This is a genomic window from Brevundimonas sp., assembly GCF_044239655.1.
Classification (GTDB): domain Bacteria; phylum Pseudomonadota; class Alphaproteobacteria; order Caulobacterales; family Caulobacteraceae; genus Brevundimonas.
The window spans coordinates 12,703-27,346 of record NZ_JBIIAY010000033.1; the positions used below are offsets into that span (position 1 = coordinate 12,703).

At 68.3% G+C, this 14,644-nt stretch carries 13 protein-coding genes; 10 read left to right on the plus strand and 3 right to left on the minus strand.

The genetic code is table 11. The features are described from left to right. The first annotated feature begins 110 nt into the window (after positions 1 to 110). The 3 genes from ACILQR_RS06410 to ACILQR_RS06420 all read left to right on the plus strand — a co-directional run bounded on the left by ACILQR_RS06410 (position 111) and on the right by ACILQR_RS06420 (position 4,312). Complete coding sequence (locus ACILQR_RS06410) at positions 111 to 701, plus strand: DUF2497 domain-containing protein (protein WP_395650639.1); 591 nt, start codon at positions 111 to 113, stop codon at positions 699 to 701. A 76-nt stretch (positions 702 to 777) separates the two neighbouring features. After that, a complete protein-coding gene (locus ACILQR_RS06415) occupies positions 778 to 3,576 on the plus strand; it encodes a valine--tRNA ligase (protein ID WP_395650640.1) in 2,799 nt (932 codons plus the stop codon). Positions 3,577 to 3,586: 10 nt separating this feature from the next. Further along, positions 3,587 to 4,312, plus strand: coding sequence for a TlyA family RNA methyltransferase (locus ACILQR_RS06420; RefSeq protein WP_395650641.1), 726 nt, complete (start codon positions 3,587 to 3,589; stop codon positions 4,310 to 4,312). Positions 4,313 to 4,574: 262 nt separating this feature from the next. Here the strand turns inward: ACILQR_RS06420 and ACILQR_RS06425 are convergent, their stop codons facing one another. After that, positions 4,575 to 5,219 (minus strand): hypothetical protein, encoded by a 645-nt coding sequence (locus ACILQR_RS06425; protein WP_395650642.1) that lies wholly within the window; start codon positions 5,217 to 5,219, stop codon positions 4,575 to 4,577. 138 nt (positions 5,220 to 5,357) lie between these two features. On the opposite strand from ACILQR_RS06425, the gene ACILQR_RS06430 reads away from it, so the two are divergent. After that, positions 5,358 to 6,602, plus strand: a complete 1,245-nt coding sequence (locus ACILQR_RS06430; RefSeq protein ID WP_395650643.1) for a class I SAM-dependent RNA methyltransferase — start codon at positions 5,358 to 5,360, stop codon at positions 6,600 to 6,602. A gap of 79 nt (positions 6,603 to 6,681) precedes the next feature. Then, positions 6,682 to 7,758: a branched-chain amino acid aminotransferase gene (locus tag ACILQR_RS06435; RefSeq protein WP_395650644.1), complete on the plus strand. Its 1,077-nt coding sequence runs from the start codon at positions 6,682 to 6,684 to the stop codon at positions 7,756 to 7,758. 20 nt (positions 7,759 to 7,778) lie between these two features. Here ACILQR_RS06435 and ACILQR_RS06440 read toward each other — a convergent pair whose 3' ends face one another. Together ACILQR_RS06440 and ACILQR_RS06445 are read right to left on the minus strand one after the other, a co-directional pair. Further along, positions 7,779 to 8,861 (minus strand): PA0069 family radical SAM protein, encoded by a 1,083-nt coding sequence (locus ACILQR_RS06440; RefSeq protein WP_395650645.1) that lies wholly within the window; start codon positions 8,859 to 8,861, stop codon positions 7,779 to 7,781. Positions 8,862 to 8,939: 78 nt separating this feature from the next. After that, a complete protein-coding gene (locus ACILQR_RS06445; RefSeq protein WP_395650646.1) occupies positions 8,940 to 10,133 on the minus strand; it encodes an SGNH/GDSL hydrolase family protein in 1,194 nt (397 codons plus the stop codon). 105 nt (positions 10,134 to 10,238) lie between these two features. Here ACILQR_RS06445 and serS point away from each other — a divergent pair, with 105 nt between their 5' ends. The 5 genes from serS to ACILQR_RS06470 form a co-directional block, all read left to right on the plus strand. Continuing rightward, a complete protein-coding gene (serS, locus tag ACILQR_RS06450; RefSeq protein ID WP_395650647.1) occupies positions 10,239 to 11,675 on the plus strand; it encodes a serine--tRNA ligase in 1,437 nt (478 codons plus the stop codon). Between the two features lie 189 nt (positions 11,676 to 11,864). Next, positions 11,865 to 12,248 carry a hypothetical protein gene (locus ACILQR_RS06455; RefSeq protein WP_395650648.1) on the plus strand — a complete coding sequence of 128 codons (384 nt, stop codon included), beginning with the start codon at positions 11,865 to 11,867 and terminating at the stop codon, positions 12,246 to 12,248. A gap of 56 nt (positions 12,249 to 12,304) precedes the next feature. Next, positions 12,305 to 13,132: a 5'/3'-nucleotidase SurE gene (surE, locus tag ACILQR_RS06460; protein WP_395650649.1), complete on the plus strand. Its 828-nt coding sequence runs from the start codon at positions 12,305 to 12,307 to the stop codon at positions 13,130 to 13,132. Beyond that, positions 13,129 to 13,773 (plus strand): protein-L-isoaspartate(D-aspartate) O-methyltransferase, encoded by a 645-nt coding sequence (locus ACILQR_RS06465; protein WP_395650650.1) that lies wholly within the window; start codon positions 13,129 to 13,131, stop codon positions 13,771 to 13,773. Before surE ends, ACILQR_RS06465 begins: the two co-directional genes overlap by 4 nt. 148 nt (positions 13,774 to 13,921) lie before the next feature. Then, positions 13,922 to 14,644 (plus strand): LysM peptidoglycan-binding domain-containing protein (locus tag ACILQR_RS06470; protein WP_395650651.1); only part of this gene is annotated, 723 nt, incomplete at its 3' end.

The following is a 14,644-nucleotide window of genomic DNA, read 5'->3' on the forward strand; positions in this document are numbered from 1 at the left end:
GGCGTTGATGCGACGACAGGACCAAGGGGGTGCGCGGTGAAGCTGCGCCGTGCGTCGCCGTCCGCTGATTGCCCCTGGACCCTTTCCGCCAGGCTCGCCCGAGGTTTCGCATGACCGATTCGACCGCCCAGGAACCGACGATGGAGGAAATCCTGGCGTCGATTCGCCGGATCATCTCCGAGGACGACGCCCCGGCCGAGGCTGCGGCCCCGGCGGCCGCGCCCGAGCCCGAGCCGGTCTACACGCCCGAACCCGAGCCGGCGTCTTTCATGGCCGCCCCGGAACCCGAGCCTGCGCCCGCGCCGGTCGAGCCGGAAGACGACGTGCTGGAACTGACCGACGTCTATGAGGCCCCCGAGGCCGAAAGCATCGGCGACCTCGACGTCTTCTCGCCAGAGCCGGAACCAGCGCCCGCCCCGAGGGCCGCGCCGACCCCCAGCTATGACTCGCTCGTCGGCGAAAGCGCCGCCGCCAGCGCCGCCTCGGCCTTTGCCGGTCTGGCGTCCAGCCTGAAGAAGCCCGCCCCGGCCGCCGCGCCGTCCGGGGGTGACCTGTCCTTCATGTCGGGTTCGACGGTCGAGGGGATGGTCGCCGAGATGCTGCGTCCCATGATCAAGGACTGGCTCGACGCCAACCTGCCCGGTATCGTCGAGACGGCGGTCAAGGCCGAGGTAGAGCGGATCGCCCGGTCCGCCACCTAGCCCTCGGCTTCATCCCCCACTAGATCAACAGGGGCGGCTCCGACGGGGCCGCCCCTTCTGTTTTCCGGACCGCGTTATGCTCGACAAGACCTTCGACCCCAAGGCCGCCGAACCCCGCCTGTATGCGCAGTGGGAGGCGTCGGGTGCGTTCGCGCCGAAGACCGACGGTGCCGCCGAGGCCTATTCGATCGTCATTCCGCCGCCGAACGTGACGGGGTCGCTGCACATCGGCCATGCGCTGAACAACACGCTGCAGGACATCCTGGCGCGCTATCACCGGATGTGCGGCAAGGCGGTGCTGTGGCTGCCGGGCACCGACCACGCCGGGATCGCGACCCAGATGGTGGTCGAGCGCCAGCTGGCGGCGGCGGGCAACGTCGGAAGGCGTGACATGGGCCGCGAGGCCTTCGTGCAGAAGATCTGGGACTGGAAGGCCGAGAGCGGCGGCACCATCGTGCAGCAACTGAGGCGTCTTGGCGCGTCCTGCGACTGGTCGCGCGAGCGGTTCACCCTGGACGAGGGGCTGAACGCGGCGGTGCGCAAGGTGTTCGTGCAGTTGCACCGCGAGGGGCTGATTTATCGCGACAAGCGGCTCGTCAACTGGGACCCGCAGTTCCAGACGGCGATCAGCGACCTGGAGGTCGAACAGCGCGAGGTCGACGGATTCTACTGGCATTTCGCCTATCCGCTGGCGGACGGGGTGACGTACGAGCACCCGGTCGCGTTCGACGAGGAGGGTGTGGCGACTGAGTGGGAGACGCGCGACTTTATCGTCGTGGCGACGACCCGGCCGGAGACGATGCTGGGCGATACGGGTGTCGCGGTGCATCCGGGCGATGAGCGGTACGCGGGGCTGGTCGGCAAGTTCGTGACTCTGCCCATCGTCGGGCGGCGCATTCCGATCGTGGCGGATGAGTATGCCGATCCGACCAAGGGCTCCGGCGCGGTGAAGATCACGCCAGCGCATGACTTCAATGACTTTCAGGTCGGGAAGCGAGCCGGGCTGCCGTCGATCAACATCCTGAACCAGTTCGCGGCCATCCTAGACTGGAAGGATACACCGACCGGCGTCGATGAGACCGACGACCAATTCGAACCCGAGACGCCGGAGTTCGTCGTGGGCACCATTCCCGCTGATCTGCGAGGCCTCGACCGGTTCGTGGCGCGCAAAGCCATCGTGTCGCGCGCAGAGTCCGAGGGCTGGCTGAAGGAGATCGAGAAGACGAAGCACGTCGTCCCGCACGGCGACCGTTCCGGCGTCGTCATCGAGCCGTGGCTGACGGACCAGTGGTACGTCGACGCCCACACCCTGGCCCAGCCGGCACTGAAGGCGGTCGAGACCGGCGCGACGGTGTTCGAGCCGAAGTCCTACGAGAAGATCTATTTCGAGTGGCTGCGGAACATCGAGCCCTGGTGCATCTCGCGCCAGCTGTGGTGGGGGCATCGCATCCCGGCCTGGTATGGCCCGAACGGCGAGATCTATGTCGCGGAGACGGAGGAGGACGCGCGCGAACTGGCCATGGACGACTATGATTCCGTCGTCGCCCTGACCCAGGACGAGGACGTCCTCGACACCTGGTTCTCCTCGGCGCTGTGGCCGTTCTCGACCATGGGGTGGCCGGAGAAGACCGAGGATCTGGAGCGGTTCTATCCCACGTCCGACCTAGTGACTGCAGCGGACATCATCTTCTTCTGGGTGGCCCGGATGATGATGATGGGGCTGCACTTCATGGACGGTGAGGCGCCGTTCAAGCGGGTGATCATCAATGGCCTGGTCCGCGACGAGAAGGGCCAGAAGATGAGCAAGTCCAAGGGGAACGTGATCGATCCCCTGGTCATCATCGACGAGCTGGGGGCCGATCCGCTGCGGTTCACCATGGCCATCCTGTCGGGCACGCGCGACATCAAGCTGTCGAAGGAACGGATCGAGGGCTACCGCAACTTCGGCACCAAGCTGTGGAACGCCGCCCGCTTCAGCCAGATGAACGAGGCCCGCCGGGTTGCGGGCTTCGATCCCGCAGGCGTGCAGCAGACCATCAACCGCTGGATCCGGGGCGAACTGGTCAAGTGCGAGCGTCAGGTCTCCGAGGCCATCGAGGGCGGGCGGTTCGATGATGCGGCATCAAGCCTGTACCGTTTCGTCTGGAACGTCTTCTGCGACTGGTATGTCGAACTGTCCAAGCCTGTGCTGAACGGAGCCGATGAGGCCGCGCGTGACGAGACGCGAGCCATGACCGCCTGGACCCTGGATCAGACGCTGAAGCTGCTGCATCCGGTCATGCCCTTCATCACCGAGGAGCTGTGGGCCGAGCTGGGCCGGGAGGGCGCGTCTCGCGACGAGCCGATGCTGATCGGCGCGGCCTGGCCCCGGTTCGACGACGGCTTCATCGACCCCGCTGCGGAGGCGGAGATCGGCTGGCTGGTCGATCTGGTCACCGAGGTCCGTCAGCTGCGGGCCGAGATGAATGTGCCGCCCGGCGCCAAACCGCCTCTGGCCTTCGTCGCGCCCGACGCGGTGACGGCCGAACGGCTGGAGCGGCACCGGCCGTTGATCCTGACGCTGGCGCGGGTGTCGGAGGTGGCCTCGGTCGAGGCCGCGCCGACGGGGGCCGTGAGTTTCGTCTCCGGCGGGGCGACGGCGGCCCTGTCGCTGGCCGGGATCATCGACCTGGCCGCCGAACGGGCGCGGCTGGCCAAGGCCGTGGCGGCGTTCGAGAGCGACATCGGCCATGTGAACAAGAAGCTGGGCAACCCGAACTTCGTCGCCAAGGCCGCCCCCGCCGTCATCGACGAACAGCGCGCCAAACTGACCGAGGCCGAGGAAGGCAAGGCGCGGATGGTCGCAGCCCTGGCGCGGATTGAGGCGCTGGGGTGAGGACGTTGCGGTGAGGCTCGATCACCTGTTGGTATCACGCGGGCTGTTCGAGACACGGTCGCAGGCAAAGGCGGCCATCGAGGCGGGGCGGGTGACGGTGGGCGGCACCGTGGCGACCCGGCCTGCGCAGCCTGTGCTCGAGGACGCCGAGATCACCGCCGAGGCCGCCCATCGCTTCGTCGGGCGCGGGGCGTTGAAGCTGGATCATGCCCTGACCCTGTGGCCCGTCGCGGTCGAGGGGCGGTCGGTGCTGGATGTCGGGGCATGCACCGGCGGGTTTACCGAGGTCTGTCTGGAACGCGGAGCGGCGATCGTGTTCGCCGTCGATGTGGGGCAGGGCCAGATGCATCGGCGGGTGGCGGACGATCCGCGCGTGGTCAATCTGGAACAGACCGATGCGCGGATGCTGGACACCGGCTTGATCCCGCGGGCACCCGGTCTGATCGTCTGTGACGTCAGTTTCATCGGCCTGGCCAAGGTGTTGCCGGCGGCGCTCGGGCTGGCCGAGGCGGAGACCGACCTGATCGCTCTGGTCAAGCCCCAGTTCGAGGCGGCGGGGCCCGAGGGGCATAGCAAGAAGGGCGTGGTGAAGGACCCGGCGGCCCACACGGCGGCGGTTCAGCGGGTGTCAGACTGGCTGGAGAGCGTTGGCTGGACGGTTCAGGCCACGACCCAGAGCCCGGTCACCGGCGGCGACGGCAATGTCGAGTTCCTGCTGTGGGCGGTGAAGGGGTGACGCTGGCTTCTCCCTCCCCCGCGGGGGAGGGTGGTCGAAGCGCAGCGGAGACCGGGTGGGAAGGGCAAGGTGACCCGGCGCTGTATTGCCTTACCGCCCCACCCGATCGCTGCGCGATCTGCCCTCCCCCGAGGGGGAGGGAGAGGATTTTGCCCTCTTCAGAAAATGAAAGCCGCCGGGGGATTTCTCCCTCGGCGGCTCCCGTCACATCATCGACCGACAGGGGGGCTGAAACTGATCGATGACATGATCTCGTGGCGGATCAGCGCGGGACCCAGCCGTATTGTGAATCGTAGACGTAGCGGCCGTCTGGGCTGACCTGGCGGTTGTCGCCATAGCCCCGGTCGTAGCGGTCGTCGCGGCGGCCGTCGTCATGACGACGATCGTCGTAGCGGCGGTCGTTGGCGGCATAGGGGCCATAGCCGTTCTGATCGTAGTAGACGTTGGCCGAACCGTAGGACGAAGAGGGCTGGCTGTAGCCGTAGCTGTTCTGGCTATAGCCTCTCTGGCTGTATCCGCCCTGACTGTAGCCGTTCTGGCCGTAGCTGTAGGAGCCCTGCTCGTAGCAGCGGTCACTGGAGCCGCGACCGACGCTGCCGCCGACGACGGCACCCAGAACACCGCCCAGGATCGAGCCCTCGGTACGGCGACCGCGTGCGGCCAGTTGCGATCCGACTACGGCACCGAGGCCGCCGCCGATGACGGCACCCGCGCCGGTACGACCCGAGCGTTCGCGATCGCAGCGGTAGCCGTCGTTGTAGGAAGGCTGGCTGTAGTAGCCCTGCGATTGATAGCCGGGACCGTATGCGGGCGAGCCGTAGTAGGACTGGGCCGAGGCGGGGAGGGCGACCGCGCAGGTCGCAGCCGCAGCGGCGGCCAGGGCAATGGAGCGAGACAGTCTGGACATGGTCTGATCCTGTTGAAGATGAAGACTGCGGTCAGAACGACCCGGGCCCCCGTCTGTTGCGTCCTGTTTACGACTCCGAAACTGAACGGCCTTTGAGCGCGACGTTCATCTTCGTTCAGGATTGGGCTAAGGGCCCCCATGGATGACTTGCTGACGATCGACCGTATCGGGGCCCAGGGCGACGGGATCGCCGAGACGCCCGGCGGGCCCGTGTTCGCGCCCCTGACCCTGCCCGGCGAACGTGTGCGGGCCGAGGTCAAGGACGGGCGGGCCGAAAGGGTCGAGATCGTCGAGGCCAGCCCCGACCGGATCGCGCCGGTGTCGCCGCACTATGGCGACTGTGGCGGGTGTTCGCTGCAGCACTGGGCGGCGGGGCCCTATCTGGACTGGAAGCGGGAACAGGTGCGGCTGGCCCTGGCGCGCGAGGGGATCGAGACCGAGATCGAGGCGACGGTGGCCTCGCCGCCCGGATCGCGGCGGCGGATCGCCCTGCACGCGCGGCGGACGCCCGAGGGGCGGGTCATCCTGGGGTTCAAGGCACGGAAGTCGTGGCGGCTGGTGGAGGTCAACGCATGCCCGGTCGCCGATCCCCGGCTGGTGGCGGCGTTTCCGGCCCTGGCGAAGATCGCGGCGGCCTTTCTGGAGCATCCGAAGTCGGCACCCACGCTGCATGCGACCTGGACCCTGACCGGGCTGGACGTCGACGTGACGGGGGTGGAGCGCAAGTCGGGCGGGCTGTCGGCGGATCGCCAGATGCAGGCCATCCGCGCCGCCAACGCGGCCGACCTGGCGCGGCTGAGCCTGGCCGGGGACACCTTGATGATGGCGCGCCAGCCTCTGGTCGCGTTCGGGCCGGCGACCGTGCCGGTGCCGGCGGGGGGGTTCCTGCAGGCGGTGCCGGAGGCGGAGGCGGCGATGACGTCGCGGGCGGTGGCGGCGGTAAAGGGTGCGAAGAAGATCGCCGACCTGTTCTGCGGGGCGGGGACCTTCACCTTTCCCCTGGCGACGGTAGCCCCGGTGCTGGCGGCCGACGGGTCGGCGGCGGGGATCGCAGCGCTGAAGGCGGGGGTCGGGTCGGCCAAGGGGTTGCGCCAGATCACGGCCGAGGCGCGCGACCTGTTCAGGCGGCCGCTGAGCCCGTTCGACCTCAAGGGCTGCGACGCCATCGTCTTCGATCCGCCCCGGGCGGGCGCGGTGGACCAGACGGCCCAGATCGTCGGGACCAAGGCGTCCGTGGTCGTCGGGGTATCGTGCAATCCGGTAACCTTTGCGCGCGACGCGCGGACCCTGATCGACGCCGGGTTCCGGCTGGAGACGGTGACGCCGATCGACCAGTTCCTGTGGTCGGCGCATGTCGAACTGGTCGGAGTGTTTCGCAGGTAGTCACAAACGCCCTCAACACGGCGGCCGATACGGGCTAGGGAACGCCCGACTTTCCCATCCAGTCTGCCCAGAGATCGCCGTGTTCAAGTTTCTGACCCATCCCGCGCCGACCGCAGCCGATGAGCGGGCCAAGCGCCTGATCGATCCCGGCTTCGGCAAGGTGTTCACGGACCATATGGCGACGATCCGCTGGACCGAGGCCAAGGGCTGGCACGACGCCCAGATCGGGCCGCGCCAGCCGTTCCAGATCGATCCGGCGGCCAGCGTCCTGCACTATGCCCAGGAAATCTTCGAGGGGATGAAGGCCTATCGGTCGGGCAATGGCGTGACCCTGTTCCGTCCGCTGGAGAACGCGGCGCGTTTCGCCCGCTCGGCCGAACGGCTGGCCATGCCGGTCCTGCCCGACGACCTGTTCATCGGCGCCATCGAGGCCCTGGTCCGCACCGAGATCGACTGGATCCCCGAGCAGGAGGGCTCCAGCCTGTATCTGCGGCCCTTCATGTTCGCCAACGAGGCCTTCCTGGGCGTCCGGGCGGCGACCGAATACATGTTCTGCGTCATCGCCTCGCCGGCCAGCGCCTATTTCAAGGGCGGGGCCAAGCCGGTGAAGCTGTGGGTGTCGGACGACTATACCCGCGCTGCGCCCGGTGGCACCGGCGCGGCCAAATGCGGTGGCAACTATGCCTCCAGCCTGGTCGCCCAGCAGCAGGCCGTGGCCAAGGGCTGCGACCAGGTCGTCTTCCTGGACGCCGCCGAACACCGCTGGGTCGAGGAACTGGGCGGGATGAACATGTTCTTCGTGTTCGACGACGGCACTTTGCGGACCCCGCCGCTGGGGACCATCCTGCCGGGGATCACCCGCGCTTCGATCCTGACCCTGGCGCGCGATCGCGGCATGACGGTCGAGGAAGCCCCCTATGACATCGACAGCTGGAAGGCGGACGCCGCCAGCGGCCGGCTGACCGAGGCCTTCGCCTGCGGCACGGCGGCGGTGGTCGCGGCGGTGGGCGAGATCCGCTGGACCGGCGGCGAACAGGCCGTCGGCGGCGGAGTCGAGGGGCCGGTCACGACCTCGCTTCGCGCCGAACTGACCGGCATCCAGCGCGGTGAACGGCCCGACCCCCACGGCTGGAACCATACCGTCACCCTGGGCTGAGCCCTCGGGGCGGCCGAGCCTCAGCCGAACAGCTCCAACTGGGGCCGGGCGTCGGCGGGGACCCTGAACTTCGTCACGTCGAGCTCGCGCAAGGGGCCGTTCAGGCCGTAGCGTTTGACGGCGGCCTTGAAGCGGACGGCGATCAGGTCGGCGACGGGGCCGGTGCCCTTCATGCGCTGGGACCAGTCGGCGTCGTAGTCCTTGCCGCCGCGCGTCTGGCGGACCAGGGACATGACGCGGGCGGCGCGGTCCGGCCGGGCGTCGGCCAGCCATTCCTGGAACAGGTCCTTGATCTCCAGCGGCAGGCGCAGGGTCACATACATGGCCCGCGTGGCGCCGGCCTTGGCGGCGGCCTCCAGGATGGATTCCAGCTCGTGGTCGTTGAGGCCCGGGATGACGGGGGCGAAGCCGACGCCGACGGGGACGCCCGCATCGGCCAGCCGCTTCACCGCGTCGAGGCGACGGGCCGGGGTCGCGGCGCGGGGCTCCATGGTCCGCGCGAGGTCGCGGTCGAGCGTCGTGATCGACACGAAGGCCTGGGCCAGGTTCTCGCGGCCCATCGGGCCAAGGATATCCACATCGCGGGTGATCAGGTTCGACTTGGTGATGATGGAGAAGGGCTGGCTGAACCGCTGCATGACCTCGAGCAGGCCGCGCGTGATCCGGTGCTCGCGCTCGACCGGCTGATAGGGGTCGGTGTTGCCGCCTATGTGGATGCGCTTGCAGACGTACCGGCGGGCGGCGAGCTCCTGTTCCAGGAGACGCGGGCCCTCGGGCTTGAAGAAGAGTTTGCTCTCGAAATCCAGGCCCGGGGATAGGCCCATCCAGGCATGGGATGGACGGGCGTAGCAGTAGATGCAGCCATGTTCGCAGCCTTTGTAGGGGTTGATCGAGCGGTCGAAACCGATGTCGGGCGAGGTGTTGGTCGTGATGATCTTGCGGGCGTGCTCGGGCGTAAGCGTGGTCCGCAAGGGGGCAGGGGCGTCGTCTTCGGCCGTCCAGCCGTCGTCGAAGGTCTCGTGCACCACGGGTTCGTACCGGCCGGTGGCGTTGGTCCGGGCGCCGCGTCCTTTCGTCTGCAATGGCTTCGTCGCCGGGACCATGGGACGACGATAGACGCGTGTGAGAACAAAGCAAGAACAAAATGGACGGAGGAACGACGTCGTCTGCGCTCCCTTGTCTCAGTCGCAGACGTCGAGGGGGATGGCCTCGGCCATGGCTTGATAGCCGGCGTCCGAGGGGTGCAGGCGATCCCCGCTGTCGGCTTCGGGCCGCCGGCGTCGGGGGTTTGCCGGGTCGCGGATTGCGGCGTCAAAATCCACGAAGCCGTGGATCTCGGGCGAGGTGCGGATCCAGGCGTTCGTGGCCACACGGATCGCCTCGCCCTTTTCGCTGAAATAGTTGGCCCCCTCGAACGGCGGGATGGTGGCGACGACGAGCTTGATCCCGGCGGCCCTTGCGCGCGCTAGGACCTGGCGATAGCCGGCGATCAGGTCGTCGGCGGTGACGGCTTCGTGGGCGTATTCGGGCCGGGTGGGGCGACCGATGTCGTTGATCCCCTCCAGCAGGATCAGGCAGGTCGTGCCGGGCACGGCCAGGGCGTCGGCGTCGAGCCGTTCCAGGCCGGAAGGCCCCGATCCCTGATGCAGAAGGCGGTTGCCGCCTATGCCGGCGTTGACGACGGCATAGGGCCGCCCGGCGTCGACCATGCGGGCGGCGAGGCGTTCGGGCCAGCCGCCCAGACCGCCAGGCAGTGAGCCGGTGCCCTCGGTGATCGAATCGCCCAGGGCGACGACGACGGCGGTGGGCGCCTCGGTCTCGACCTCGATCCGGGTCAGCAGGGCGCCGAGGCGCATCCTGGGTGCGTCGGGCGCGAGAGGCTCGGCCGAGGCGTCGCCGTCGCGCAGGACCTGACGCAGGCGGTGGGTCGGCAGGGCGGTCGGGGCCGGGTAAAAGACGCTGACGTTGACGCGGTCGAGCGCGCGGACGGGCAGGGCGACCGGGTCGGACAGGCGAGGTGCCCCGGCCGGCAGGGTCAGGCCCGACGCGCCGTCGAAGGCGACGGGGATGGGGGCTGCGTCGCCGACGGCGACGGTCACGGCACCCACGACGATGGGTGCCGCGCCATAGAGATTGGACAGGCGGATGCGGATGCGGTCCCCGGCGGCGGCCACGATCGTGGTCTGGCTGACGGTCTGGTTCTCGACCATGACGGGGCCGAGGGGGCCGCGCACGTCATTGGGATTGGGCGGCGACGGCGGCGAGGTCGGACCCACGCTCGATACCGGCGCATAGGTCCATCCGGCGATCCACCGATCCTGCGCCGGGGCGGCGGTGGTGACGAGGGCGGATAGGAACAGGGGAAGGATGAACATGGGGGCACCTTATTCTTCTGCCGCGCAGCGGGGGAAGACGACTTCGCAAGGTTGCTCCGACGGTGTCGTGGGCGGTAAGGCGGGGCGTTAGAGGAGACCCACGCCATGCATGACATCAAAGCCATTCGCGAGAACAAGGACGTCTTCGTGGGCGGCTGGTCGGCGCGTGGGGTTGAGGGGGCGCAGGCGCTGGTGGCGGAGATTCTGCGGCTGGATGCTGAGCTGAGGGCGGCGCAGACGGCGGGGCAGGAGGCTTTGGCCAAGCGGAATGCGGCGTCCAAGCTGATCGGGGCCGCCATGGGGCGCAAGGATGCGGTCGAGGCGGATCGGCTGAAGGCCGAGGTCGAGGGGCTGAAAGGCGAGATCGTCGCCACGGGCGAGACGGAAGCCCGTGTCGGCACGGCCCTGCGTGACCTGCTGGCCAAGCAACAGAACCTGGCGGCAGACGACGTGCCGGACGGGGCGGACGAGGCCGGCAATGTGGTGACGGCGGTCTGGGCGGCGGAGCGCGAGGGCGCGCCCAGGCCCGTCGTGGGGGCGGCGGCCAAGGATCATGCCGATCTGGGCGAGGCGATGGGGCTGCTGGACTTCGAGGCGGCGGCGAAGATGTCGGGGGCGCGGTTCGCGGTGCTGAAGGGCGGGCTGGCGCGGCTGGAACGGGCGCTGGGACAGTTCATGCTGGACCTGCAGACGACCGAGCATGGCTATCTGGAGGTCAACCCGCCCTATTTGGTGAAAACCAATGCAATGTTCGGAACTGGGCAGCTTCCAAAGTTTGCCGAAGACTTGTTCCCAACATCTCACGTCGTCGATTTGGCAATCTGGCACCAAAAAGTTGAGGACATCCCGCCCTTCCCAGCCGAGACTTCTGCCGATCAGGTCCTCTCAGCAGTCACCGCTAAGCTTAAGGAGGTTGAGGCCCAACTAAGCAATCGTGAACCGTATTTCCTCATCCCGACCGCCGAAGTCTCCCTGACCAACCTCGTGCGTGAGCAGGTCACGCCGGAGGAGGAGTTGCCGTTGCGGCTAACGGCGCTGACGCCCTGTTTCCGGGCCGAGGCGGGGTCGGCGGGGCGGGATACGCGCGGGCTGATCCGCCAGCATCAGTTCCACAAGGTGGAGATGGTCTCGATCACCCGGCCCGAGGATTCTGACGCCGAGCATGAGCGGATGACGACGTGCGCGGAAGCCGTGCTGAAGCGGCTGGAGTTGCCCTATCGGCGGATGCTGCTGTGCAAGGGCGACATGGGGTTCTCGGCGAAGAAGACCTTCGACCTGGAGGTCTGGCTGCCGTCGCAGGCGACCTATCGCGAGATCAGCTCGGTCTCCAACTGCGGGGATTTCCAGGCGCGGCGGATGGACGCGCGGTTCAAGCGGTCGGCGGGTGGCAAGCCGGAGTTCGTGCATACGCTAAACGGATCGGGCCTCGCGGTCGGCCGGACCCTGGTGGCCGTCATGGAAAATTATCAGGACGAGGGGGGCCGGATCGCGGTCCCAGATGCGTTGAAGCCCTATATGGGGGCCTTGACCCACGTGGGTTGATTTTTCCTTCTCCCCTTGCGGGAGAAGGTGGCCGAGCGAAGCGAGGTCGGATGAGGGGTCACGCCGGCGGTAACGGTGTGGCGAAACCTGGCGGCCCCCACCTTTGAGGGCCGTGTCACCCCTCATCCGTCAGGCTCCGCCTGCCACCTTCTCCCGCAAGGGGAGAAGGACAGGAAAGAGGAGTTCGTGATGAAAATGCTCACTTTCGTAACTGCCGCCGCCCTGATCGCGGGGACGGCCTCGGCGCAGCAGGCGGGGACGCCGGAGGCGCAGCCGGGGGCCGAGAGCTTTACCGGCTGGGTCAAGGTCGTGAACGGCGAGATCCAGCTGTATGAGAGCCAGCGCGATATCCAGCAGCCGTTCGCCCGGCCCTGTACCTCGGTGGTCCTGCCGCGCGATCTGCAACGGACGGCCAACCTGGGCGGGACCCAGGTGCGGTTCAGCGGCAAGGCGGTCGCCTGGACCGAGGCGGACGGCCCCGTGATGAACTTCAAGGGCTCGCGCGTCGCCAACGACTGCGGTGGGGCCACGGTGATCCAGGCGGATACCTTCCGGGTGCTGCGCGGAAGCTGAGTGGAAGTGCCGGAGGTCGGTTGTCGCCTCGGCACCCTTCGGGGTAGTTGGGCATCATGCGAATCCTCCTGACCAACGACGACGGCATCGACGCCGAGGGGCTCGAATGCCTGGAGACGATCGCGCGGACCCTGTTGGACGACCTGGGCTCAAGTAGCGCGAAGCGCGATAGCCCGAACGAAATATGGATCGTCGCACCGGCCACCGAACAGTCGGGCAAGGGGCGGGGGATCACCCTGACCGAGCCGCTGCGGGTCAACCGGCTGGGCGAAAAGCGGTTCTCGGTCACGGGCACGCCGACCGACTGTGTCGTGCTGGCCTTCAGCGACATCATGGACGGGCCGCCGGACCTGGTGCTGTCGGGGGTCAATCGCGGGCACAATGTGGGTGAGGACTGTTCGTACTCGGGGACCGTCGCCGGGGCCTTGCAGGGAATGGCGCTGGGGGTGCGGTCGATCGCCCTGTCGCAGTCGCTGGAACGGTTCCACGACGAGGTCACCGCCCACTGGGAAACCGCCGCCCATTTCGCGCCGGGGATCATCCGGAAGCTGCTGGAACAGGACTGGGCCCCCGGCGTGGTCATGAACCTGAACTTCCCCGCCCGACCGATCGAGGCGGTGAAAGAGGTCGAGGTGACGGTGCAGGGCTTCCGCGGCATCGGCGAGATGCATGCGGTCAAGCGCACCGACCTGCGCGGGCGTGATTACTACTGGATGAGTTTCCGGGGCGCGAAACAGGACCACGCGCCGGGCACGGATTTGCGTGCCATGGACGACGGGAAGATCTCGGTCACGCCGCTGCACATCGACCTGACGCACCGCGAGAGCGTCCACGGGCTGAAGGGCGTGATCGGCGGGGTTCCTCCAAAGGCCGGTCTGGGATGAACCTACACAACGACCGCGCGGGTCGGCTGATCCTGAGCCTGCGACAGCAGGGGGTGACCGACGGCAAGGTGCTGGCGGCGATGGAATCGATCGACCGCGCCGTCTTCGTGCATGAGAAATTCCTCGATCAGGCCTGGGAGGACCAGGCCCTGCCGATCGACTGCGCCCAGACGATCAGCCAGCCCTATATCGTCGGCCTGATGACCCAGGCGCTGGAGGTCGAGCCGCGCCACCGCGTGCTCGAGATCGGCACCGGCAGCGGATACCAGTGCGCGGTGCTGAGCCGGCTGGCGCGCTATGTCTATTCGGTGGAGCGGTACAAATCGCTGCTGATCGAAGCCGAGGCGAAGCTGAAGCGGCTGCAGATCGACAATGTCATTACCAAGCATTCGGACGGCGGCCTGGGCTGGCCGGAACAGGCGCCGTTCGACCGGATCATGGTGACGGCCGCCTCGCCGACCGAACCGACGGAACTGCTGAAACAGCTGAAGCCGGGCGGGGTGCTGGTCTGTCCGGTCGGGAGGACGTCGGTGCAGATGCTGCACCGCTACTCGGGCCAGCCGGACGGCTCGTTCCGCCGCGAAAGCCTGTGTGAGGTCCGGTTCGTGCCCCTGGTCGAGGGAACGGCGAAGGAGGGGTAGGACGAGGTTCGAGGTTCCAGGGGCGAGGGACGGGTACGAAGGCCGCTCGCTTGCCTCGGCCCTCATCCCTCGCCCCTCGAACCTCTCTGCCCCACTTTCGTGCCGATTGGCGGCTTGGCTAATGGGGCGACGCGGGGCAAAGCAGAGCTTGGATTTCGAGGAGAGCGGCATGGGCATGGGTGGCTGGACGAGGCTTTTCCTTATCGCCGGGGCGGCGCTGGCGGCGGCGGCCTGTTCGAGTTACCCGGATGCACCGCGCTATTCGACGCGGGCGGACGGGACGGTGGGGCCGGCGGCCTATCCGCAGCCGGTCTATCCGGCGACGCCGCCTGCGCCGGTCGAGGCCCCGCCGCCCCTGACCGCGCCGATCGAACCGATTGAGGGCGGGGCCCTGCCGTCGGCGGCGATCACCTCGGGCCTCAACGGCGGGCCGACGCGGCCAGTGGTGGTGCAGCCTGCGCCCGTGGATGAGGCCCCGATTGAACCCGCATATGACCCCGTGCCGAGCGCCTCCGAGGGCGGGCGCAAGGCCTATGTGATCCAGCCGGGGGATACGATCTCGGGCGTGGGGCGGCGGTTCCGGACGCCGGTTCAGGCCCTGATCGACCTCAACAACCTGGGGCCCCGAGCGGCGATCACGCCGGGGCAGCGGATCCTGTTGCCGGCTAGTGCGACCGATCTGGGGTCCGATCCCTATGCGACGGGACCGGGGCTGATTCTGGTGGAGGGAGCCGTCGACGAGACCACGCTTCCGCCGCCGCCTGCGCCGCCGGTGGTCGCGCCGCCGCGTCCCGTGCAGACGGCACCGGTCCCGACAGCGCCGAGGCCGGTGCCGGTGCCGGTGCCTGTCCCTGCGCCTTCGCCCGGGCCT